Source organism: Rhodococcus sp. GB-02, from assembly GCF_053470465.1.
The window spans coordinates 15,345-38,714 of the sequence record NZ_JBPUKE010000004.1; the positions used below are offsets into that span (position 1 = coordinate 15,345).

22 protein-coding genes are annotated in these 23,370 nt (G+C 62.7%); 7 read left to right on the forward strand and 15 right to left on the reverse strand.

What is annotated here, in order from left to right:
- Positions 1 to 28: 28 nt before the first annotated feature.
- From argC to infC, 9 genes are all read right to left on the reverse strand, one after another.
- Positions 29 to 1,099: an N-acetyl-gamma-glutamyl-phosphate reductase gene (gene argC / locus ACSW29_RS25050; RefSeq protein ID WP_448278565.1), complete on the reverse strand. Its 1,071-nt coding sequence runs from the start codon at positions 1,097 to 1,099 to the stop codon at positions 29 to 31.
- Between the two features lie 38 nt (positions 1,100 to 1,137).
- Entirely contained in the window at positions 1,138 to 1,494 is a 357-nt protein-coding gene (locus ACSW29_RS25055; protein ID WP_448278566.1) for a hypothetical protein, read from the reverse strand.
- Between the two features lie 92 nt (positions 1,495 to 1,586).
- Positions 1,587 to 2,204 (reverse strand): hypothetical protein, encoded by a 618-nt coding sequence (locus ACSW29_RS25060; RefSeq protein WP_448278567.1) that lies wholly within the window; start codon positions 2,202 to 2,204, stop codon positions 1,587 to 1,589.
- Positions 2,205 to 2,256: 52 nt separating this feature from the next.
- Complete coding sequence (gene pheT, locus ACSW29_RS25065) at positions 2,257 to 4,743, reverse strand: phenylalanine--tRNA ligase subunit beta (protein ID WP_347872835.1); 2,487 nt, start codon at positions 4,741 to 4,743, stop codon at positions 2,257 to 2,259.
- A 107-nt stretch (positions 4,744 to 4,850) separates the two neighbouring features.
- Positions 4,851 to 5,921 (reverse strand): phenylalanine--tRNA ligase subunit alpha, encoded by a 1,071-nt coding sequence (gene pheS, locus ACSW29_RS25070; protein ID WP_042450484.1) that lies wholly within the window; start codon positions 5,919 to 5,921, stop codon positions 4,851 to 4,853.
- A 154-nt stretch (positions 5,922 to 6,075) separates the two neighbouring features.
- On the reverse strand, positions 6,076 to 6,906 hold the full coding sequence (locus ACSW29_RS25075) for a TrmH family RNA methyltransferase (protein ID WP_347872837.1): 831 nt from the start codon (positions 6,904 to 6,906) through the stop codon (positions 6,076 to 6,078).
- 23 nt (positions 6,907 to 6,929) lie between these two features.
- The gene (gene rplT / locus ACSW29_RS25080; protein WP_230813251.1) at positions 6,930 to 7,319 is read right to left on the reverse strand and encodes a 50S ribosomal protein L20; all 390 of its coding nucleotides are present in this window, start codon (positions 7,317 to 7,319) and stop codon (positions 6,930 to 6,932) included.
- 66 nt (positions 7,320 to 7,385) lie between these two features.
- Entirely contained in the window at positions 7,386 to 7,580 is a 195-nt protein-coding gene (gene rpmI / locus ACSW29_RS25085; RefSeq protein WP_230813252.1) for a 50S ribosomal protein L35, read from the reverse strand.
- A 43-nt stretch (positions 7,581 to 7,623) separates the two neighbouring features.
- Positions 7,624 to 8,352, reverse strand: a complete 729-nt coding sequence (gene infC, locus ACSW29_RS25090; protein WP_230814092.1) for a translation initiation factor IF-3 — start codon at positions 8,350 to 8,352, stop codon at positions 7,624 to 7,626.
- A 358-nt stretch (positions 8,353 to 8,710) separates the two neighbouring features.
- Here infC and ACSW29_RS25095 point away from each other — a divergent pair, with 358 nt between their 5' ends.
- Both ACSW29_RS25095 and ACSW29_RS25100 read left to right on the forward strand, forming a co-directional pair.
- The gene (locus ACSW29_RS25095; protein WP_448278568.1) at positions 8,711 to 9,079 is read left to right on the forward strand and encodes a DUF1844 domain-containing protein; all 369 of its coding nucleotides are present in this window, start codon (positions 8,711 to 8,713) and stop codon (positions 9,077 to 9,079) included.
- A 1-nt stretch (position 9,080) separates the two neighbouring features.
- The gene (locus tag ACSW29_RS25100) at positions 9,081 to 9,497 is read left to right on the forward strand and encodes a DUF1801 domain-containing protein (RefSeq protein ID WP_448278569.1); all 417 of its coding nucleotides are present in this window, start codon (positions 9,081 to 9,083) and stop codon (positions 9,495 to 9,497) included.
- Between the two features lie 5 nt (positions 9,498 to 9,502).
- Here the strand turns inward: ACSW29_RS25100 and ACSW29_RS25105 are convergent, their stop codons facing one another.
- Positions 9,503 to 10,213 carry a helix-turn-helix transcriptional regulator gene (locus tag ACSW29_RS25105; RefSeq protein WP_317828973.1) on the reverse strand — a complete coding sequence of 237 codons (711 nt, stop codon included), beginning with the start codon at positions 10,211 to 10,213 and terminating at the stop codon, positions 9,503 to 9,505.
- An 80-nt stretch (positions 10,214 to 10,293) separates the two neighbouring features.
- Between ACSW29_RS25105 and ACSW29_RS25110 the strand changes: the two genes are divergently transcribed.
- Complete coding sequence (locus tag ACSW29_RS25110) at positions 10,294 to 11,001, forward strand: alpha/beta fold hydrolase (protein ID WP_448278570.1); 708 nt, start codon at positions 10,294 to 10,296, stop codon at positions 10,999 to 11,001.
- A 57-nt stretch (positions 11,002 to 11,058) separates the two neighbouring features.
- On the opposite strand, the gene uvrA is transcribed toward ACSW29_RS25110, so the two are convergent.
- Positions 11,059 to 14,019, reverse strand: a complete 2,961-nt coding sequence (gene uvrA, locus ACSW29_RS25115; protein WP_448278936.1) for an excinuclease ABC subunit UvrA — start codon at positions 14,017 to 14,019, stop codon at positions 11,059 to 11,061.
- A gap of 174 nt (positions 14,020 to 14,193) precedes the next feature.
- Here uvrA and ACSW29_RS25120 point away from each other — a divergent pair, with 174 nt between their 5' ends.
- Positions 14,194 to 14,880 carry an MBL fold metallo-hydrolase gene (locus tag ACSW29_RS25120; RefSeq protein ID WP_448278571.1) on the forward strand — a complete coding sequence of 229 codons (687 nt, stop codon included), beginning with the start codon at positions 14,194 to 14,196 and terminating at the stop codon, positions 14,878 to 14,880.
- 27 nt (positions 14,881 to 14,907) lie between these two features.
- On the opposite strand, the gene ACSW29_RS25125 is transcribed toward ACSW29_RS25120, so the two are convergent.
- Entirely contained in the window at positions 14,908 to 15,477 is a 570-nt protein-coding gene (locus ACSW29_RS25125; RefSeq protein ID WP_448278572.1) for a DUF2716 domain-containing protein, read from the reverse strand.
- A 245-nt stretch (positions 15,478 to 15,722) separates the two neighbouring features.
- Here ACSW29_RS25125 and ACSW29_RS25130 point away from each other — a divergent pair, with 245 nt between their 5' ends.
- From ACSW29_RS25130 to ACSW29_RS25140, 3 genes are all read left to right on the forward strand, one after another.
- A complete protein-coding gene (locus tag ACSW29_RS25130) occupies positions 15,723 to 16,655 on the forward strand; it encodes a DoxX family protein (protein ID WP_230813259.1) in 933 nt (310 codons plus the stop codon).
- Between the two features lie 132 nt (positions 16,656 to 16,787).
- A complete protein-coding gene (locus ACSW29_RS25135) occupies positions 16,788 to 19,070 on the forward strand; it encodes a HelD family protein (RefSeq protein ID WP_448278573.1) in 2,283 nt (760 codons plus the stop codon).
- A gap of 134 nt (positions 19,071 to 19,204) precedes the next feature.
- Complete coding sequence (locus ACSW29_RS25140) at positions 19,205 to 19,615, forward strand: DUF732 domain-containing protein (protein ID WP_230813261.1); 411 nt, start codon at positions 19,205 to 19,207, stop codon at positions 19,613 to 19,615.
- A 2-nt stretch (positions 19,616 to 19,617) separates the two neighbouring features.
- Here the strand turns inward: ACSW29_RS25140 and ACSW29_RS25145 are convergent, their stop codons facing one another.
- From ACSW29_RS25145 to uvrB, 3 genes are all read right to left on the reverse strand, one after another.
- Complete coding sequence (locus ACSW29_RS25145) at positions 19,618 to 20,070, reverse strand: universal stress protein (RefSeq protein ID WP_003944055.1); 453 nt, start codon at positions 20,068 to 20,070, stop codon at positions 19,618 to 19,620.
- A 188-nt stretch (positions 20,071 to 20,258) separates the two neighbouring features.
- Positions 20,259 to 21,134 carry an SCO6745 family protein gene (locus ACSW29_RS25150; RefSeq protein WP_448278574.1) on the reverse strand — a complete coding sequence of 292 codons (876 nt, stop codon included), beginning with the start codon at positions 21,132 to 21,134 and terminating at the stop codon, positions 20,259 to 20,261.
- A 45-nt stretch (positions 21,135 to 21,179) separates the two neighbouring features.
- The gene (gene uvrB / locus ACSW29_RS25155; RefSeq protein WP_019748629.1) at positions 21,180 to 23,342 is read right to left on the reverse strand and encodes an excinuclease ABC subunit UvrB; all 2,163 of its coding nucleotides are present in this window, start codon (positions 23,340 to 23,342) and stop codon (positions 21,180 to 21,182) included.
- Positions 23,343 to 23,370 lie beyond the last annotated feature (28 nt).

Genomic DNA, 23,370 nt, shown 5'->3' on the forward strand with positions numbered 1-23,370 from the left:
TTGTCGATCTGCTGCGGATTGTCGGTGCTCACGGAGCTACTCCCACGGTAGAGAGACCTGCGGTCTCGGGTAGGCCAAGGGCGAGATTCATCGATTGCACCGCGCCACCGGCGGTGCCCTTGGTGAGATTGTCGATTGCCGAAATGACAACGAGCTGACCGGCGTCGGCGTCCACGGTCACCCCGATCTGCACGGCGTTGGATCCGATCACTGCGCCGGTCTGCGGGAAGACTCCGGCAGGCAGCACGTGGATGAACGGCTCGTCGTTGTATGCCTTTTCGTAGATTTCGAGTGCTTGCTCTTCGGTCACGGTGGTGGCCGCCGTGCAGGTCGCGAGGATGCCGCGCGGCATGGGCGCGAGGACCGGAGTGAAAGACACACTGATGTCCTTGCCGCCTGCGGCCGAGAGATTCTGAATGATCTCGGGGGTGTGGCGATGGACGCCACCGACGCCGTACGCGCGGACCGAGCCCATGACCTCCGAACCCAGCAGATCAGCCTTCGGCGCCCGGCCGGCGCCCGAAGTGCCACTGACCGCAACTACATTGACGTGTGAGTCCACGATCCCCGCAGCAACGGCGGGGGCCAGCGCGAGACTCGCTGCCGTCGGGTAGCAGCCCGGAACGGCGATGCGGGTTGCGCCTACCAATTTGTCGCGGGCGCCGGGCAGTTCAGGAAGACCGTAGGGCCAGGTACCGGCATGGGTGCTCTTGTAGTACTTCTCCCAAGCTGCGGGATCCTGCAGCCGGAAGTCCGCGCCGCAGTCGATGATGACCGTCGATTCGGGCAGCAGCTTGGCGTACTGAGCTGAATTGCCGTGTGGGAGACCGAGGAAGACGACGTCGTGGCCCGAGAGAATTTCGACAGTGGTCTCTTCGAGTACCCGCGAAGAGAGTGGGAGCAAGTGGGGGTGATGCTCGCCGAGCGTCGAACCGGCGTTACCACCGGCGGTCAGCGAACCGATCACCAGAGTGCCGTCGGCATAGGAGGGGTGCCCGAGAAGCAGACGCAGAACCTCACCACCGGCGTACCCACTGGCGCCGGCAACGGCGACTCTGATCGGCTTGCGTGCGTTCTCGGGCGTGCCACCTTCAGTCATGTCACACAGTATGCATCATTGTGCATCGGAATGCATAATTACTTACCCATGGATCGCCGGATCTCCTCGAGCTTGGCTTTTGCAGCCTTCTGGCGCTCGTCCCACTGCTCGTCGACGGACTTTCCGGCAGGGCTCTCGTGTGCCAGCTCGGCCGAACCGACAGACGTTCCGAAGCGCCCCTCTATCTTCTCCCGAACACGGTCGAAAGTGGGGACTCCCCCTTCGGTGTAGTCGGGTTCGGGGATTCTCGGATCTGTCGCAAGGACCACCGGGACATCGATGATCTCGTCGACCTCCACAACCGTGTCGGGCAGTTCGACTTCTTCGGCGTCGGTGATCGTGTCCGCATCCTCGACACGGTTCGGCTCGAGGCTCGCGGCAGCGGTGTCCACCACGGAAAGAACCACCGACAAGCTCGGACGACGCTCGACCACTGCGCGAACGACCGCGAGAAAGTCCTTGTCGTCGAGCGCATCAGCAGCCTCGACTACTTGGTGTACAGAATTACGGGGTGCGGAGCCATCATTTTCGGGCCCATCATTTTCGAGCCGATCATTTTGTGACACTGGCAGCCCCTTCTCGAAACGTCGACGGACAACTCCGATCCTTCCACGACCGTCTGCCGAAGGGGTCGGTGTGAGGCGAGGTAAGCCGCGAACGCATCCTCGCTCGAATACTCGGGGACGTATCCGAACTGTTCCTCGAGCCGCCGATTGTCGAGGACCGGCCGGTACTGGAGAAATCCGGACCGTGTGCCGTCAAACCCAATCGCCGCCCGACGCGTAGGACGGCCCGGAGCAGCCAAGCGGGTAGCGTCACCATGCTCTTGCTCATCCGGGAAGCCAACTCGTCGACTGTCAGCGCACCGTCCGCCCGCGAGGTTGAAGATGTCCACCCGGTACCCGGTCACATCCTCGGCAAAGGCGCTCGCCACGTCGGTGTGCCAGACGAACACGAAAGGGCTGTCACTCCCGGCAACCTCGAGCATCTTGCGGCGATCGAACAACGCGGCGATCTGGTTGTCGACGCTCTCGCCCAAGATCGTGCCGATCCGGAAGACAACTTGCTCGATGCGGCACCACAGGGTGGGAAACCGATAGGACAAACGAGCCCACGACCACCAGGGATGGTCGTGGGCTCTGTGATCAGCTGGGAAATCAGCCCCGCATCTGCGCACCGACAGCCTTGGAAGCTGCCTCCACTGCCGAATCACGAGCGGCACTGGCCTCGTCCTCGGTCAGCGTGCGGTCGACGCCGCGGAAGCGCAACGCGAACGCGAGCGACTTGCGCCCTTCACCGACCTGCTCACCCTCGAAGACGTCGAACAGACGAATGTCTTCGAGAAGCTCGCCACCGCCGGAACGCAGAGCTTCCTGCACCCTGGCCGCCGGAATGTCGCGATCGACAACAACCGCCACATCCTGGAGCACTGCGGGGAACGGCGAAATGCGCGGCGCTGGCAGGTTCTCGACCAACGGCAAAGCGTCGAGGTCGATTTCCAATGCGCAGGTACGCGCAGGCAGTCCGGCACGCTCGAGAACAGCCGGGTGCAATTCGCCGGCATGACCGACAACATTGCCGTCGACCAGTACCTCGGCGCAGCGGCCCGGATGCCACGGCAGGTACTGCGCCGCACGCAGTTCCACCTCGACGCCTGCTGCAGCTGCGATGACCCGCACTGCCGCAAACGTGTCCGAAGCCTCGGCCTGACGACCCGGACCCCAGGGGCCGCTCGGCTCCCGCAATCCACTCAGCACAGCAGCGATGTGAACGGGCTGCGCCGGCAACGACGCGATCAGGTTCGCGATCTGTTCGTCCGTCGGACGGCGATCGACCGGCAATGCGTCCACGGGCTTGGTGTCGGGACCCGGCAGGACAACCTGCGCGATGCCGTACAGCGACAGATCGCGCTGGCCGCGAGAAGCGTTGCGAGCCAAGATCTCCAGCAGACCCGGAAGCAGAGTTGTCGCCAACTCCGGACGATCGGCTTCGAGCGGGTTGAGAACCTTGCTGGTGTTGCGGCGCGGATCGTCCGCGTCGAGGCCCCAGACGTCGAAGACGTTAGTGGGCAGGAACACCGGAGGAAGGACCTCGACGTAGCCGGCGTGAGCGACGGCCCTCGAGACCGTGCGCTTGCGCCGCTGCGACGCAGTCAAACCGCGTCCGGCCGGGGCGGCGGGAAGGACCGACGGGATCTGCTCGAGACCTTCGAGACGAAGTACTTCCTCGACGAGGTCTGCAGGCTGCACCAGGTCCGGACGCCACGACGGCGGCGTCGCGACCAACTGGCCGTGTCCCTCTTCGCTGACGCCGACCTCGACGTTGCACCCGACCTGGGTGAGGCGGCGAGCAGCGGTGCCGTTGGGGTACGTGACTCCAGCGACACGGTCGGGCAGGTCGATATCCATACGAATGGCAGCGCGAGGGGCGACGTCACCCACGTCGGTCAGGACCGGCTCGATCCGTCCGCCGGCGATCTCGACCAGCAGAGCGGCTGCGCGATCGACAGCCGCGAGCGGAATCGCCGGATCGACGACGCGCTCGAAACGCTTGCTTGCCTCGCTCGGCAGCTTATGCCGGCGCGCTGTCTTGAAGACTGCGAGCGGATCCCAGGTAGCTCCTTCGAGCAGGATGTCCGTCGTTGCCGTTCCCACCTCGGTGGTGGCGCCGCCCATGACGGCCGCCAGAGAGATGACCCCGGAATCGTCGGCGATGACAACGTCTTCGGGATCGAGCGTGCGTTCGACGTCGTCGAGCGTCGTCAGCTTCTCCCCCGCCTTGGCGCGGCGGACTACCAGGTCGCCGTGCACCGCGGTCGCATCGAACGCGTGCAGAGGCTGACCGAGTTCGAGCATCACGTAATTGGTGACGTCGACAGCCGGCGAGATCGGGCGAACACCGGAGAGCAGCAGTCGACGCTGCAGCCACCACGGGCTCACCGCCTCGGGATCGATTCCCGTGATCTTTCGCATCACGAAACGCGACGCCTTGGACTCCGGTTCGAGATGCACCGGCCAGGCTTCACCCTCGGCCGGATGCGCGGGCACCGAAGCGGGATCGGCGTATTCGAGATCGAAACCGCAGGCGAGTTCTCGCGTGAGGCCGCGGACCGAGAAGCAGTATCCACGGTCTGGGGTGATGTTCAGTTCGATGATCGTGTCACCGAGACCGAGCAACTCGTTGCCGTCGGCGCCGGGTTCGGCGGTGCCGGGCTCGAGCACCAAGATGCCCGAATGGTCTTTGCCGATACCGAGTTCCGATACGGAGCAGATCATGCCGTCGGACACCTGGCCGTACGTCTTGCGAGTGGCGATTTCGAATCCACCGGGCAGCACCGCGCCGGGCAGTGCAACGACGACGAGGTCACCCTCGTTGAAATTGCGCGCGCCGCAGACGATGCCGCGAGGCTCGGGCTCCCCGACCTCGACCTGACAGAAGCGGATCGGCTTCTTGAACTCGGTCAGTTCGGTGATGGAGACGACCTTGCCGACGACCAAGGGGCCGTCAATCGCCTCGAGTGTGTCGAGTTCCTCGACTTCGAGTCCCACCCGGACGAACCCGGCGTCCAGCTCTTCCGGGGTCACCTCCCAGTCCGGAGTTGCCCGCTGCAGGATCTCGGTCAGCCAGGATTGCGCTACTCGCACGTCTGCTCAGCTCTCTCGTTTGTCGATAAGTCTTGTGAAGGTTCCGCGTACCGGGGATTTCGAGTACCGGGGATTTCGAGTACCGGGGATTTCGAGTACCGGGCAGATCAGCCTGCGACACCGAAGGGCAGCGTGAAACGCACGTCGCCTTCGACGATGTCACGCATGTCCGGGATGCCGTTACGGAACTGCAGGGTCCGCTCGAGGCCCATTCCGAATGCGAAACCCGAGTATTCGTCGGGATCGATACCGCTGGCGCGCAGAACGTTCGGGTTGACCATGCCGCAGCCACCCCACTCGACCCAGCCGGCGCCGCCCTTCTTGTTCGCGAACCAGACGTCGACCTCTGCCGACGGTTCCGTGAACGGGAAGTAGTTGGGGCGCATACGGGTACGTGTCTCGGGGCCGAAAAGGGCGCGAGCGAACGCGTCGAGAGTTCCTCGCAGGTTGGCCATCGTCAGGCCCTTGTCGACGGCCAGGCCTTCGACCTGCGAGAAGACAGGCGTGTGCGTCGCATCGAGTTCGTCGGTGCGGAACGTGCGACCCGGGCACACCACGTAGATCGGCACCTCACGCGAGAGCATGGTGCGGACCTGCACGGGTGAGGTGTGGGTTCGCAGCACCTGGCGCGAATTCTCGGGTGCCAGGTGGAAGGTGTCCTGCATCGTGCGTGCGGGGTGATCCGGCAAGAAGTTGAGCGCGTCGAAGTTGAAGTGCTCGGTCTCCACCTCTGGGCCCTCGGCAACTTCCCAACCCATCGCGACGAATACGTCGGCGACCTGCTCGGAAATCAGGCTGATGGGATGACGCGCACCGGCGGGGTGGCGATCGGAGGGCAGAGTGACGTCGATTGCCTCGGCGACCAACACCGCGGCGTCGCGCTCGGCGAGAAGGACCTCACGACGAGCGTCGTACGCGTTGTTGATCCGGGTGCGGAAGATGTTGACGCGCTTGCCTGCGTCCGCCTTTTCCTTACCCGGAAGGCTGCCGAGTCCCCGACGAGCGAGGGCGATCGGGGACTTGTCCCCCAGATGCTCCACCTTTACGTGCGCCAGCGCATCCAGGTCAGCGGCGTCCGCGAGCGCCTTCTCGGCATTCTCAGCCGCAGCGGTCAACGCCTCTTCGGTGAGCACACTCGCGTCGACCTCCGGCGGTGTCGCGCCCTCATTTTTGGCCACGGCTGTGACACTCCTGTCGCTTCTCGGTTTACTTCTCGTACTGCTTGCTTCTCGTACTGCATGCGAGCTTTCGAGCCCGTTCGAGCATTGTCTCTGCTCTTGTATTGTCTCAGGCTCCCGCAAATGAGATTCCGTGAGGTCTTCGCGCGCGTTTTCAGCTGCGATAGGTCGTGCGATTCTGCACCCGCGCGCTTGCGTACAGGCAAATAGCCGCCGCTGTTGCAAGGTTCAGACTTTCGGCGCGGCCGTGGATCGGAATCCGCACCCGATGATCAGCCTGCGCGGCGATCGCCGGATCGAGACCGTGAGCTTCATTGCCGAACAGCCAGGCCGTTGGCTTGCTCAGCAACTCGTCGGCCTCGTCGAGGTCGACCTCGCCGTCCGCCGCGGTCGCGAGAATTTGAATGCCGGCGGCGCGAATCTGTTCGATCACCGACACCGTGTCTCGTTCGCGGACAACCGGCAGGTGAAAGAGGCTGCCCGCCGACGAACGAACCACCTTGCCGTTGTGCGGATCGACGCTGTCACCGGCGAGGATTGCCGCATCGGCGCCCACCGCGTCGGCGATGCGAATGACGGTGCCGGCATTGCCTGGTTCGTTGACCTCGACCGGCACTGCGAGCAGGCGGGTGCCTCGGTTGACGGCTGCGCTCAGCGGTACATCGAGGAGATCACTGACAGCAACAAGACCGGGCGGCGTGACGGTATCGCTCAGAGCTTTGATTGCCCGATCGGTGACAAGAGAAGCGCGAACTCCAGCGGTCAGCGCCCGATCGATGACGTGCTGATACCGCTCGGCTGCGTCCTCTGTGTAGAAGAGGTCGTGCACCGGGCGGTTCTCGCCGCTCGAGAGCGCACCGTTCAACAGTTCGGTGACCGAGTTCTCACCCTCGACGAGGAAACGTCCTGCTTTACGTCGTTCTGCTGTGCGCAGGAGCTTGACAGCAGAAACGACCCGCGGAGTCCGCTCTGTGAGCGGGTCCACGGGCCGTTGCTGTGATGCGTGAATCAGGCTGCTTCTCCGGCAGGAGCGTTCACGTCAGCCGGCAAAGCGGCCTTCGCGAGCGCGACCAGACCGGCAAATGCCTCGGCGTCGGAGACGGCGAGCTCGGCCAGGATCTTGCGGTCGACCTCGACCTCGGCCAGACGCAGGCCCTGGATGAGGCGGTTGTACGTGATGTCGTTGGCGCGAGCTGCAGCGTTGATACGCGTGATCCACAGCTTGCGGAACTCACCCTTGCGTGCACGACGGTCGCGGTATGCGTAGACCAGCGAGTGGAGCTGCTGCTCCTTGGCCTTGGTGTACAGACGCGAACGCTGTCCACGGTAGCCGCTGGATGCAGCAAGAATTGAACGACGCTTCTTCTGGGCGTTGACCGCCCTCTTTACGCGTGCCACGTGAAAATCCTGTCAATCTTGGGGCTGTGAAACTCAGACGCCCCGGGTGGTCAGTAAGGGGGCGACTCAGATGCCGAGCATGCGCTTGATGCGCGGAGCGTCGTCAGGGCTGACAACGGCGACACCGTCGAGGCGACGGGTAACCCGGCTCGACTTGTGCTCGAGAAGGTGGCGACGGCCGGCCTTCTGGCGCATGAGCTTGCCGGTGCCGGACACCTTGAATCGCTTCGAGGCGCCGCTGTGGCTCTTCATCTTGGGCATGGAGTCCTCAGTTCTTGTTACGTGGTGGATCGTGGGAAATCGACTAGCTGGTCGGAGCCTCGGGAGCTGCGTCGCCGGTCGTCGGTGCGGCTTCAGTCGCGGCCGGAGTTGCTTCAGTCGCGGCAGGAGCTGCTTCACTCGACGCCGGAGCCGGACGCGGAGCGGCCTGCGCCACTGGTGCCTGGGCACTCTCCTGCGCCTTGACGCGAGTCTTGGCACCCTTGTGCGGTGCCAACACCATCGTCATGTTTCGGCCGTCCTGCTTTGCCGAGGTCTCGACGAAGCCGAGATCTGCGACGTCTGCTCCCAGACGCTGCAGGAGGCGGTAACCGAGCTCGGGACGTGACTGTTCACGTCCGCGGAACATGATCGTGACCTTGACCTTGGAACCGGCTTCGAGGAAGCGAACAACATTGCGCTTCTTGGTCTCGTAGTCGTGAGCGTCGATCTTGGGTCGGAGCTTTTGCTCCTTGATGACCGTCAGAGTCTGGTTCTTGCGAGACTCACGGGCTTTCTGTGCAGCCTCGTACTTGAACTTGCCGTAGTCCATGATCTTGCAGACCGGTGGACGGGCGTCGGGAGCTACCTCGACCAGGTCGAGGTCGGCCTCGAGGGCCAAGCGGAGTGCATCTTCAACACGCACGATGCCTACCTGCTCGCCGCCAGGTCCGACCAAACGGACCTCGGGGACGCGGATACGATCGTTGATGCGGGTCTCAGTGCTGATGGGGCCTCCTAGGTTGAACGGTGCGGTCTTCGTGACCGCACGCAGCCCGTACCGCCCGTACCCCAACAAAAAGCCCCGCTCCGATGATTTCTCATCTGCGGGGCCCGATGTCGACCGATCACACAAGATCCAGCTCACGCCGAATATCGTCTCCTCAACTGGGTGAGGAACCTGACGAAGCATTTAGACTTCGATAGTCAGGTGACCGGAACCGCTGAACTGCAGTTTTACCTGCCGCGCAGAGGTGGGAGTCGGGCTCCACTTGCTGCCCCCGAACAAGTCGGAGGCGGTCGTTGCAACAAGAGTAACAGGTCGCCACAGATGAAAGAAATCGGTGCAGGTCCCCCACAGCGGGGAGAGGCCCGATTCAACACCATCACGGCCTGATGGAATCCTTGCATCCATGAGTGAAAACTTCGAGGCAGATCAGAACACCGACGGCACGTATCCCGACGTCCGCGAACTCTCCGAAGTCCCCGCGGTCGAGGTCATCAGCCGCGCCGCAGTGATGCTGATGAGCTCGGCGGCCGAAAAACTCGGCCTCTCGGACGCCGACCCGTCTTCCAGCCCCTACCTCGACCTCGACGAAGCGCGTCGAGTCATCACCGCGCTTGCCGGACTGGTGACTGCGTCGGTCGAGTACCTCGGCCCCCACGCCGGCCCCATCCGCGAAGGCCTCCAAGCCTTGCAGCGCGCATTCCGCGAGGCCTCCTCGCACCCGGACGAGCCGGGAAAGGGACCGGGCGAGAAGTTCACCGGCCCGGTCTACTGAGTTGGCAACCGCCAACAAGACTCAACCGACGCCCGAGGACGTCGACGCGTTCATTTCCCGCGTCGACGATCGTAAGCGCCCCGACAGTGCGGAGTTGATCTCCTTGCTGTCGGCCGCCACGGGCGAGCCTGCTGTCATGTGGGGCTCGAGCATCATCGGATTCGGGGCACGGCACTACCGGTACGCGAGTGGCCACGAGGGAGACACTCCGCTGATCGGATTCTCCCCCAGGGCCACCGCACTCACGTTGTACTTGTCTCTGGACCTCGACGACTACACGGACACACTCGCGCGCCTCGGCAAGCACAAGATCGGAAAAGGCTGCCTGTACGTCAAACGGCTGAGCGATGTCGACCCGGCCGTCTTGACCGAGCTGATCACGGATTCCGTTGCCGCAGCCCGCAACATGATCGACTGAGTCACTCACCTTCGGGGCGCAACAGGCCGAGCGTCTTCGGGCGGTTGGCCGAAGACGCTCGAATCCCGTGGAGTGAAGTGATTGTTCGTCAGCGTGGCCCGACGCATTCGATCGAGTCGAAACCACCGCACGGCGTCGCGCTGGCGACACCAGCCGATGAGAAACCACAGTCCACGGTCCTGCGCCAGAATGTGCGGCTCAACTGCCCGCACCGTCTCCGAACCGTCCCCATCCACATAGTGCAACGACACGACGCGACTCTGTTCGAGACCCTGCTCGACGGCCTGCCGGTTCGCGCGCGAATCCGTCACAACCCCAACGTCTCCGCGTATCCACACGCGGCCACCGAGTTCGGCAACCTTACGACGGCCCTCCTCGTCCATCACGTCGAGCAGTTTTGCCAGCGCCGCACGTCCATCCGGCGCAAACGGAGCATCGCCCATCGCGGTCAACGCCAACGCGATTGACACTGCTTGCGGGACAGTGAAATTCACCGGCGGAAGCGTGGCGCGACCTACGAGTCGGTATCCACCCCCAGGACCTGAGCGCGCCTCGATCGCCGCACCCGACATCATCAGCGTCTCGATATCGCGTTTGATAGTTCGGGTGGTGACACCGAATTCCTCGGACAATCGGGAACACGTAGTCCCTCGATCGCCCTGTCGCCGAAGTTCCTCGACTAGAGCATGCAATCTCGCAGCTCGATTCACACCCACGAGTATCTCAGATTTCGATACCAAACAGTGACATAATTAGTGACAGTCTGTTGTCACCATCCCGGCTGCACAGTGAGTACATGAAAACTCACATCGTTCTTGTTCCCGGATTCTGGCTCGGTTCATGGGCTTGGGATGCAGTCCTCCCGCACCTCGAGCGTTCCGACACCCGCGTGACCAGCCTGACGCTGCCCGGACTCGACGCCGTCGATGCAGATCGATCAGCGGTCACCTTCGACGCCCACGTCCGCGCAGTCATCGACGCTGTAACGGATTCCGACGAACGCACGGTCCTGGTCGTTCACAGCGGCGCCGGCCCGGTGGGGTACGCGGTCACCGATCGCATCCCGGATCGCGTCGCTCGGATCGTCTACGTCGACTCGGGCCCGATGCCCGACGGCGCGGCGCTGCGACCGGATTTAGCCGCAGATGTCGTCGAGATACCTCTGCCGACGTGGGCAGAACTCGAAGCAGACGGCAGCAGCCTCGAAGGACTCGACGAGAAAGCTCTCGAGGCGTTTCGCGCCAACGCCGTCCCCGAACCGGCTGGACCGGCGCGTGAGCCGATTGTCCTGACGAACGAGAAGCGCTACCAGGTGCCGTCTACCGTCGTTTGCAGCACGTTCCCGTCCGCGGTGATCGCCCAGATGGCCGACGGGGGTCACCCGATGGCAGCGGAACTGGCGAAACTCCCAGTGACGTATGTCGACCTCCCGACCGGCCATTGGCCGATGTGGTCGCGCCCCGAAGACGTTGCCCAAGTGATCCTCGAGGCCACCGCTTCCTAACCGTCAGTGCAGTGATGCCGGGTCGGATTCCGACCCGGCATCACTGACCGACTTCTGCTAGCTCACGGAAGCAGCTTTCTTCCGTGGCGCAGCCTTCTTTGCTGCAACTGCCTTCGTCGCGCGCTTCTTGGTGATCGGCTTGGCCTTGGCCGGTGCGTGTTGCGCGGTGAGAACTTCACTGAGGAACTTGCCCGTGTAGCTCTCGGGGACCGCGGCAACGTCCTCCGGAGTACCTTGCGCCACAACGGTTCCGCCACCGGATCCACCTTCGGGTCCCATGTCGACGACCCAGTCCGACGTCTTGATCACGTCGAGGTTGTGCTCGATCACGATCACGCTGTTGCCCTTGTCGACCAGACCGTTGATCACGATCAAGAGCTTGCGGATGTCCTCGAAATGCAGACCCGTGGTGGGCTCGTCGAGGATGTACACGGTGCGGCCGGTCGAGCGCTTCTGCAATTCGGCGGCGAGCTTGACGCGTTGTGCCTCACCACCGGACAGAGTGGGAGCCGGCTGACCCAGTCGGACGTAGCCCAGACCGACGTCGACCAGAGTCTTGAGGTACCGGTGGATGGAGGTGACCGGTTGGAAGAACTCGGCCGCTTCCTCGATCGGCATGTCGAGAACCTCGGCGATCGACTTGCCCTTGTAGTGGACCTCGAGCGTTTCGCGGTTGTACCGAGCGCCGTGGCACACCTCGCAAGGCACGTACACGTCCGGCAAGAAGTTCATCTCGATCTTCAAGGTTCCGTCGCCGGAGCACGCCTCGCAGCGTCCGCCCTTGACGTTGAACGAGAACCGGCCTGGCTGGTAGCCGCGGACCTTCGCTTCTGTAGTTGCAGCGAACAGGGTTCGGATCTTGTCGAACACGCCGGTGTACGTCGCAGCATTCGATCGTGGAGTCCGGCCGATCGGAGACTGATCGACCTGTACGAGCTTGTCCAGCTGATCGAGACCGTTGATTCGTGTGTGACGGCCAGGCACCTGGCGTGCACCGTTGAGCTTGTTCGCCATGACGGTCGCCAGAATGTCGTTGACCAACGTCGACTTGCCCGAACCGGAGACACCGGTGACAGCGGTGAGAACACCCAGCGGGAAGCTCACGTCGATGCCGTCGAGATTGTGCTCGCGAGCTCCGACGACCGTGACCTGACGCTTGCGGTCCACCGGCCGACGGATGGCCGGAACCTCGATGAAGCTGCGACCCGATAGATAGGCGCCGGTCAGGGACTCTTCACACGTCAGCAGTTCTTCGTACGGTCCGCTGTGAACGACCTTGCCACCATGCTCGCCGGCATACGGTCCGATGTCGACCACCCAGTCAGATGTACGGATTGTGTCTTCGTCATGCTCGACGACGATCAGCGTGTTGCCTAGGTCGCGCAAGCGCGTCAGAGTTTCGATCAGTCGCCGGTTGTCGCGTTGGTGGAGACCGATGGACGGCTCGTCGAGTACGTACAGCACGCCGACGAGTCCGGATCCGATCTGCGTTGCCAAGCGGATTCGCTGGGCTTCGCCACCGGACAACGTGCCAGCGGCACGCGAGAGAGAAAGGTATTCCAGGCCGACGTCGAGCAGGAACCCGAGACGCGCCTGAACTTCCTTGAGGACCTGACCCGCAATGGCCTCTTCGCGCGAACCGAGGGTGAGGCTGTTGAGGAAGTCCGCGCAATCGGAGATCGAGAGTTCACAGACCTCGGCGATGGACTTACTGCCGAAGTCTCCAGCCGCGATAGTTACCGACAGGATTTCCGGACGCAGGCGAGCTCCACCACACGCCGGGCACGGGGTGTCGCGCATGTACCCGTCGTAGCGTTCCTTCATCTGATCGGACTCAGTCTGCTCGAGACGGCGGTGCAGGAACGGCATCACACCTTCGAACTCGGCGTAATAAGAACGGGTACGGCCGTACCGATTCTTGTACCGGACGTGAACCTGCTCCTCACTACCTTCGAGGATTGCTTTGCGGGCCTTCGCCGGCAACTTGTTCCACGACGTTGTCATGTCGAAACCGAGGATGTCGCCGAGGCCGGACAGCAACCTTCCGAAGTACTCAGAACTCTGGCCCATCGACCACGGCGCAATTGCTCCGTCTTCGAGACTCAGGTCAGGATCGGGAACCACCAGATCCGGGTCGACCTCCTTGCGGATACCGAGGCCGGTGCATTCCGGGCAAGCGCCGTAGGGCGAGTTGAAGGAAAACGAGCGCGGTTCCAGATCGTCGATGGCGAGTGCGTGACCATTCGGGCAGGCCAGCTTTTCGGAGAAACGGCGCTCCCGATCGGGTGCATTTTCCTCGCGGTCGACAAAATCGAGGACGACGATGCCTTCGGCCAATCGGAGGGCTGTCTCGACCGAATCGGTAAGGCGCTGTTTCGAACTCGCCTTGACCTGCAAGCGGTCGACCACAACTTCGATGTCGTGCTTTTCCTGCTTCTTGAGCTTCGGCGGATCCGCAAGCGAGTGAACGACACCGTCGACGCGCACTCGCGAATAGCCCTGGGTGTTGAGCTGATCGAAGAGATCGACGAACTCGCCCTTACGAGTACGGACCACCGGTGCGAGGACCTGGAACTTGATGCCCTCTTCCATCTCGAGCACCTGGTCGACGATCTGCTGGGGCGTCTGACGTGCGATCTTCTCGCCACACACCGGGCAGTGCGCTGAACCTGCGCGGGCATAGAGGAGTCGGAGGTAGTCGTAGACCTCGGTGATGGTGCCCACCGTCGAACGTGGGTTGCGGTTGGTCGACTTCTGGTCGATCGACACCGCAGGAGACAATCCTTCGATGAAATCGACATCCGGTTTGTCCATCTGACCGAGGAACTGACGCGCGTATGCCGAGAGCGACTCGACGTAACGGCGCTGACCTTCGGCGAAGATCGTGTCGAACGCGAGGCTGGACTTGCCGGAGCCGGACAACCCGGTGAAGACGATCAGGCTGTCTCGCGGGAGGTCGAGATCGACTCCTCGCAGATTGTGCTCACGTGCACCCCGCACGATCAGGCGATCCGCCACACCAATTCCCTTCATTGTCAATCATCTGGGGCCGTCCCCCCGGAGAAGTCTCGAGCGGCCTCGCAAACGCGAGTCCTCGAGCGATCGTCATCGTAGGCCGAGCCACCGACACGTTTTTCTCACCGAGCGAGCCCATCGCTCTACCTGCCCCTATTCGAAGGTAGCCTGCGTTTCATGACGAATCAGCCCATCGTGATCGACGACTCCTACACCGGTCAGGTCTCCCCCGATTCTGCCCCTCAGCGGCGCACAATCGAAGGCGCCGTAATCACGAAAATGTCGGTCGGCCCCATGGACAACAACACCTACCTCGTCGTCTGTTCCACGACCGGGAAATCTCTCCTGATCGATGCGGCCAACGAAGCCGAGAAGATCATCGCGCTCATCGAACAGGAAGCACCTGTTTTCGATTCCATCGTCACCACCCATCAGCACGGCGATCACTGGCTGGCCTTGCAGGACGTCCACGCCGCAACGAAGGTGCCGTCCGCCGCTCACCCCCTCGACGCGGATGTTCTTCCCGTCACCCCGGACGTTCTCCTCGAAGACGGCGACAAGGTGACGGTTGGCAATCTGAGCCTCGACGTCATTCACCTGTCCGGACACACTCCCGGGTCCATCGCGCTGGCTCTCACCGAACCGAGCGGGCAGGTTCACCTCTTCACCGGTGATTCACTCTTCCCCGGAGGCGTCGGAAAGACCGCCGACCCCGAGAAGTTCACTTCCCTGCTCGACGACGTGGAAAACAAGCTGTTCGGAAGGTTCGACGACGCAACCGTCGTCTACCCGGGGCACGGCAAGGACACGACACTGGGCGCCGAGCGTCCGCACTTGGCGGAGTGGCGCGAACGCGGTTGGTGACGTCTCACCCGTCTGAACTGAATCCCGCTAGTCGGCCCGTTCATTTCTGACCTGTTCGCCATTGACTCGAAGTCGTGGGAGCCAGGTCGTCAGAGTCCCGCCCAGGCCTTCGACCATCCGTGCACCGAACACACACAACGTGCGTTCCCACGGATGGCCGAAGGTTCCTTCTCTGAAGTCGTCATGCCCGAATATGTTGTAATCGCCGTTCGGATAGACCGGGACACGCCACTCCGCCAACTCCTGCGCAGCGGCATGTGACTCCGCGTCGAAGGTGTAGCCCGGATGCTGCCAATCCAGTACGACGAAGTTGGGATCGTCGTTCCAGTCGGTGACAAAACAGCGCAACGCTTCGGCGTTGATCGCATCGACGCGAGCGGCCCACGCTCCTGGCGTCGCACATGACGCCTCACCCAAATCGAAGACCACGGACGGCGTCGGCTCAGCGATGGCGGGCCAAGATCGCGCGTCGATGCCGGGAGTGAATTCGAAGCGGGCGCGAAACATAGCCCAATGTCGCTCGTTCTCCTCGGCTGAGAGTTGTCCCCAACCGGCAGGAAGGGTCGAGCCGAAGTTCTGTGTCATCTTCGTGGTCACCGAACCATGGTGGCCGATCGGTCTGCATTGTGTGGCACCTTCGAACACGCCGTGGGCGGATACGCGGTAACGGATACTTCCGAGCGAGTTGTCCGAACCCACGACGAAGTCATCGATGCAGGACAGCGCACTTCGGCGACCAGGAATCCGTCCTCAGGGAAAGGCGCCGCGACGTCCTTGCACCGGACCAATTCCTTCTGCGATCGCTAGGGTGGAAAACGAACCTACATCGGGAGGCTTGAAACATGCTGGTACGTCGAATTGCTCGTCCATTGCTTTCCACGATCTTCATCGCCGGGGGAATCGATGCTTTGCGCAACCCCGCTCAGCGAGCAGCCAAAGCGTCACCCCTGATCGACAAATCGGTCGAGACGCTGCCAGGAGCAGTGACTCAGAAGGTGCCTGCTGATCCGGAAACACTCGTCAAGATCAACGCCGTCGTCCAGATCGGTGGCGGTGCCCTGCTCGCTACAGGCAAGGCTCCGCGGCTCGCGTCGTTGGTCCTCGCCGGAAGCCTGGTGCCCACCACACTGGCCGGCCACGACTTCTGGAACGAAACCGATCCGTCATTGCGAGCGATGCAGCGCACCAACTTCATCAAGAACGTCAGCTTGCTCGGCGGACTGATGATCGCGTCCGTCGACACCGAGGGCAAGCCGTCGCTCGGCTGGCGTGGCCGCCGCGCCGCGAAGAAGGCACAGGCGTCTATCGCCGCGGCGCTTCCATTGGTCGCATCGCAGACCGATCACACGAGCGATCGCGTCGAACATGCTTTGTCGGTGGCGTCCGAGCGCGGTTCCGAACTTGCCGAAACCGCGAAGGCACACGGAACGGATTGGCTCGAACTCGCCAAGGGGCGTGGTTCCGAGTTCGCGGAGATCGCGAGCAAGCGTGCCGCTGAATTCAGCGAGGTCGCCAAGGAGCGCGGCCCGGATATCCTCGAAGTCGCGCAGAAGCGCAGCTCCGAACTGGCCGAGACCGCACGCGAGCGCAGTGCCGAACTGGCCGAGCTGGCGAGCAAGCGCAGCTCCGAGTTCGCCGAACTTGCACTCGAGAAGAGCAACGAGTGGGCAGAGACAGCGTCGGAACAGACCGAGGTGCTGGGTAAGCGGGCCCGCAAGCGCGCCGAGAAGGCGCTGGAAAAGGCTCGCGCCAAGAAGGACGAATTGACGCACTGAGTGCACCGAAAAACACGGTCAGGCCACCTTCGGGTGGCCTGACCTGTATCTATGCGGCAGTTCATCTGGGGGAACTAGACTGTCTTGGCGCTTTTGCAGCGCATGAATTTCTCATCAAGCCTAGGAGATCCTTTGCCCGACGCGGACCCGTCACTGAACGAGCAAGAGCTCGAGCAGCAGTACGTGACGATGCTGTACTCCCGTCTCGACGATCTTCGAAAGTATGCCCAAACACGCTTGAGCACGGTCCTCCTCGAGACCGGCGGTACCCCGCAGGCACGCAGTGAACGCGAATCCTTCAACGCCATGTACACCGAGGATCTCGCCAAGTACGACGCAGCCGAGAACGGAATGTGTTTCGGACGCATCGACTTCGACGACGAGCGACGCTATGTCGGCCGACTCGGAATTTTGGACACCGACAACGACTACGAAACATTGCTCCTCGACTGGCGTGCCCCGATGGCACGACCGTTCTATCTGGCGACGCCCGCGGCACCTGAAGGTGTGAAACGGCGACGCCATATTCGCAGCCGTAGCCGCACGGTCACCGGCATCAACGACGAATACCTGGACCTCGATGCAGCCCGCGCCGCCGGAGTAGTCACCGAAGCCGGCGGCGTCGCCGGTGAGAGCGCACTCCTGGATGCACTGAACGCCGCGCGTACAGGCCAAATGAACGACATCGTCGAGACCATCCAGAGCGAGCAGGATGCCATCATCCGCTCCGAACACAAGAGCGTGTTGGTGGTCCAGGGCGGTCCGGGTACCGGCAAAACAGCTGTCGCACTTCACCGTGCCGCCTTCTTGCTCTACACCTACCGTCAGCAGCTGGCCAAGGCCGGCGTTCTCATCATCGGTCCGAACGCGACCTTCCTCGACTACATCAGCCAGGTCCTTCCTTCACTCGGTGAGACCGGCGTCCTGCTCTCGACGATCGGCGACCTGTACCCCGGAGTGCGCGCAACACGTACCGATTCCCTCGCCGCCGGTGAGATCAAGGGTTCGCTCGCGATTCTCGACGTGCTCAAGAACGCCGTCCGGGATCGACAGGAAGTTCCGTCCAAGCCGATCACCCTGCGATTCGACACGTACGACCTGAAGCTGGATCGCAAGACCGTCACGAAGGCGCGCGGTCGGGCTCGATCGTCGCGTCGCCCACACAACCTGGCGCGCCCGATCTTCGTGGCAGCAGTCATCGAGGCGTTGGCGCTGCAGATGGCCGAACTCATCGGCGGAAACCTCGTCGACGGCGGCTCACTCCTCAGCCGGGACGACATCGCCGACATTCGCGACGAGATGCGCGAGGACTCCGACATCATGTCCGCCATCGGAAAGCTGTGGCCAGAATTGTCGCCGCAGCAAATCCTCGCGGAACTGTGGACGTCTCCGGCGAGGTTGGCCAAGGCAGCGCCGCAACTCGACGACGGACAACGCGACGAGCTTCTGCAGAGCGTCGGACCAGGATTCAGTGCGGCCGACGCTCCCCTTCTCGACGAACTCGCCGAGATCCTCGGCGTCGACGATGCCGCCGAACGCGAACGCGCACAACGCGAATGGCGCGCACAGATCGCCGACGCCCAGGGTGCTCTCGACATTCTCACCGGCTCCGCGCCACAGGACCTCGAGGACGAGATGGATCCTGAGATCTTGATGGCGTACGACTTGATCGACGCCAGCCAACTCGCTCAGCGCCACGATCAGGGCCAGCGCCAGACAACGGCTGAGCGCGCTGCCGGTGACCGAACCTGGACATACGGTCACGTGATCGTCGACGAAGCCCAAGAGCTCTCCGAGATGGCGTGGCGAATGCTGATGCGGCGCATACCGAATCGGTGGATGACGTTGGTCGGTGATACCGCCCAGACCGGTGATCCTGCGGGAACCTCGTCCTGGCAGACGATCCTCGAGCCTTACGTCGCCAAGCGCTGGAAGCTCACCGAACTGACCGTGAACTACCGAACTCCGTCCGAGATCATGGATGTCGCTCACCGCGTGCTCGAAGAGATCGACCCGGAGCAGTCGGTGCCCCGGTCGGTGCGCGACAGCGGATTCGCGCCGTGGGCACTCAAGACCACGGCCGAAGAATTGGAATCGACCGTGCGCCGCTGCATCGAGTCCGAGTCACATCCCGGGATCACTGCAGTGATCGCCGGCTCCGAGGTTGTTGCCGATCTGGGGGGCCTTGCGAGCGAGACCGTGAGCGTCCTGTCGGTCAAGGACGTCAAGGGGCTGGAGTTCGACACGGTGTTGATAGTCGAACCCGCCGACATTCTCGACGACTCACCCCGTGGAATGAACGACCTCTACGTCGCGTTGACCCGAGCTACCCAGAGGCTCGGCATCATTCACATCGAGTCGCTCCCCGCGGTTCTCGACGGCGTCGAGGCAGCAGAGTTGGCCTTCGATTCATGAGCCTCACGGAGTAGGTTCGTGCGTGACACCACGAATGGTGGTGTCACCCCAATTTGTGTCGACGACCGAAGGAATTACCCCTCGTGCTTGGCCTGCCCGCAAGTTCCGCCGCACCCATCCGCAAGATCGCTCGCGTGGTGATCGGCGTCGGGATGCTTGCGGCGGTGACAGCCGGTTGTTCAGAGGATGATTCGAGTTCGACGGCTGCTGCAGGCAGCGACGACATCGCTGCTGTTGCTGCCGCACCGACCGAAAAACCGGTGGACGATGCAGAACGGCTGCGGGCGGCGCTCGCGTCTACCGGGGTTGAGCCGGCCTTTTCCGACGACATGTTGCAGGCGCTCGGTGACGGCGTCTGCCAGCAGCTCGCGGCCGGCACGGATCGCGAGATGATTATCGCGAATCTGCGGACGGTATCGCTGAACGGAGCAAGCGAACCGATGGTCACCACCGGAAACGGCTCGGCCGCATCGACAACACCCCCCAGCGCCGATCAGCTGGCTGAAGTATTCGTCGATGCGGCCGAGGCCGACTACTGCCGGTGAGGTCAGCGAACGGTGTGCACGATCAGGACATCGGACGTCGCCTTGCGAGCGGCATCGGAAGGCACCGATCCGAGTAGACGCCCGGTCAACGTGTTCAATCCGCGATTTCCGACGACCAGCAAGTCGCCCTTCACCTCGTCGAGCAAAGCGAGAAGCGATTCGACGGGAGCGCCGACGACGGCGCGCTCGACAACATCCTTTGCCCCCTGGGCATGTGCGCGCTCGCGGGCCGTCCGAAGGATCTCGTACGTCGGAGCGGAACCGGTGACCTGGTAGGCCTCGTTACCCAGCGCGTCAGCAGCAGCGCTCACGTCCTTGGGGTCGGCCGGGTAGTACGCACACGCGATGACAAGCTGAGCGTCCGAGCCACTGGCAATGGCGGCAGCTCTGTCGACTGCCTTCAGTGACGACTCGGAGCCATCGGTTCCTACGACAACGGTCCGGTAGGCACTCATTCATTCCTCCATGGTTACGGGACGGACGGTACGGCCGGCACCGGGCGCAACGCTGTTGCGCCCGCTCGACAACCGCTGCGCTGACATTAGCGGGATTGTGCCGCGGATAGTGTTATTTGCAGTACACGCCACAAGCTCACAGTGAATGTGATCATCAGTTACAGGAAAATTTGTCCTACAGTGACCGATCAGCGAAGTTTGCCGAAGCGAGGCCCGAACAGCGCCGCCGGGAAAAGTTCCTGCTCGACCAGGGCAGCACGCCATGGCGACGCCAATTCCAGCAATCGCTTGGCACCTTCTTCTCCGAGCGCATCCCACGGGGCCAGGGCAAGGTCGTCCGTCAGGTCTTCGACGACGTCGCGCAGTTCCTGCCCGTCCTCGGTCAGCGCACCGGACGAACGGTCGAGCAGTTCGCGATCCTTCAGGCTCTCCACTGCCTCGTCCCACTGTTCCTGCGACCACCCGCGGCGAGTCTGTGCGAACTTACGCTGAAACCCGATTCCCGTGGCTGTGTGCGTGATCAACGCGTCCAGTCCGTTCAATCCCGCGGTCTGAAGGGCCGCAATGTGGCCGTCGCCGCGATACTCACGCAGCAGTGTGAGCGCATGCCAGAAACGCAGGTGCGGTTCAGCCGGCCAGTCGAGCGACGCCCAACCCGCATACAGGGAGCGGCCGTCCACTCCGGGAATGTTCTGGGCAGCGATCGACACGAGTTCGGCGGCCTCGGCCATGTCCGCCGATCCTGTCACGTCTGCACCGAACAGGCGGACGTACGCCGCGTCGATTGCCCGATACCGCGCGGCGACAACCTCTGTGGGCCTTGCCAATTCCCAGGCACGTGGGATGACACTGGCAATCAATTCAGGATTGAAGTTGAAAAAAGTAGCCGTGACTACAGTCGCGGGCGGAGCGCCGAGCGGCGCTGATCGCCCTGCGAGGTACACCATCCGGCCGGGCTCCAACCCGACGCCGACAAGTTCCTTTTCCGTTTCCGGGACGAAGTACGCCAAGGAATGGAGAAGTTCGAGAGTCCGCGCGGTCTTGCCTGCATTCTGTGCATCCATACCTGAAACCGTAGCGGGCGAGAGCACGAACGCACGCGAGGCGACCTACTTGAGACCCGCGGCGTCCATCCCTCGAAGCTCCTTCTTCAAATCCGAGATTTCGTCTCGCAATCGCCCAGCCAACTCGAACTGAAGGTCGCGTGCAGCGTTCATCATCTGATCGGTGAGTTCCTTGACCAGATCTGCCAATTCGGCGCGAGGCATCGATTTGGTGTCGCGCCCCTCGTACACACCGGCACTGACCGCACGACCGGCCTCACCCTGCGCACGCCGACCACGCGTCGCGTTGCGACCAGAACCACCGACGTCCACGGACGCAGCAGTGTCCTCTGCCTCCTCGTACACCTGATCGAGAATGTCCGCGATCTTTTTGCGTAGCGGTTGTGGGTCGACGCCCATCTTCTCGTTGTAGGCGACCTGCTTCTCGCGCCGCCGCTCGGTTTCCTCGATCGCCTGCGCCATGGATGCGGTGATCTTGTCCGCATACATGTGTACTTGGCCGGACACATTTCGAGCCGCTCGACCAATCGTCTGAATGAGGCTGGTGGAGCTACGGAGGAAGCCTTCCTTGTCGGCATCGAGGATCGCGACCAGCGACACTTCGGGAAGGTCGAGTCCCTCACGCAGCAGGTTGATGCCGACCAGCACGTCGTACTCCCCCAGGCGAAGCTGTCGGAGCAGCTCGACTCGCCGGAGCGTATCGATATCCGAGTGCAGATACCGGACGCGAATACCGAGTTCGAGAAGGTAGTCGGTCAAGTCTTCCGACATCTTCTTGGTCAGAGTCGTGACCAGCACACGCTCGTCGCGTTCGGCGCGCTCACGGATCTCGTGAACGAGATCGTCGATCTGCCCCTTGGTGGGTTTGACGATGACCTCGGGATCGATCAATCCGGTCGGGCGAATCACCTGCTCGACGAACTCACCGCCGGACTGACCCAACTCGTACTTGCCGGGGGTTGCCGACAGGTAGACGGTCTGACCGATCCGCTTACTGAATTCTTCCCAAGTCAGAGGGCGGTTGTCGGTTGCCGACGGTAGCCGGAATCCGAATTCGACCAGGTTGCGCTTGCGCGACATATCGCCTTCGTACATGGCGCCGATCTGCGGAACGGTCACGTGCGACTCGTCGATGACCAGAAGGAAATCTTCGGGGAAATAGTCGATCAGGGTTGCGGGGGCAGTTCCTGGACCTCGGCCGTCGATGTGGCGCGAGTAGTTCTCGATGCCGGAGCAGAACCCGACCTGCTTGATCATCTCGAGGTCGTACTGCGTTCGCATGCGCAGACGCTGAGCTTCGAGAAGCTTGCCCTTGCCCTCGAGTTCGGCGAGCCGCTCTTCGAGTTCTGCCTCGATGTCCTTGGCCGCACGCTCCATGCGTTCAGGGCCGGCGACGTAGTGCGTCGCCGGAAAGATACGGACCGTGTCGACCTGACGAACGATGTCTCCGGTCAGTGGATGCAGGTAGTACAGCGCTTCGATCTCGTCACCGAAGAATTCGATGCGTACCGCCAACTCTTCGTAGGACGGAATGATCTCGACCGTGTCGCCGCGCACGCGGAACGAACCTCGTGTGAACGCCATGTCGTTGCGGTTGTACTGAACGTCGACGAGTAGACGCAGGAACGCATCGCGCGGCACCTCGACACCGACGTCGAGCTGAATCGAGCGATCGAGGTACGACTGCGGTGTACCGAGGCCGTAGATGCACGACACCGAGGCCACCACGACCACGTCCCGTCGTGAGAGAAGGCTGGACGTCGCTGAGTGGCGCAGCCGCTCCACGTCGTCGTTGACCGACGAATCCTTCTCGATGTAGGTGTCGGTCTGGGCGATGTACGCCTCGGGTTGGTAGTAGTCGTAGTACGAGACGAAGTACTCGACCGCATTGTTGGGGAGCATTTCCCGCAACTCGTTCGCGAGCTGAGCCGCCAAGGTCTTGTTCGGGGCCATCACCAGAGCCGGGCGTTGCAGCTTTTCGATCAACCACGCAGTCGTGGCCGACTTGCCGGTACCGGTCGCACCAAGGAGGACAACGTCCTTCTCCCCCTCGTTGATCCGTTTTTCCAGTTCGGCGATGGCCGCCGGCTGATCGCCAGCCGGTTCGTACGGGCTGACGACCTCGAAGCGCGCGTCTGAGCGCTCGATGTCACCAACCGGCCGAAACTCGGAATGCGCGACCACGGGATGTTCGGAAGCAAACGCCATGAAACCAGGGTAAGCGCACCCACCGACA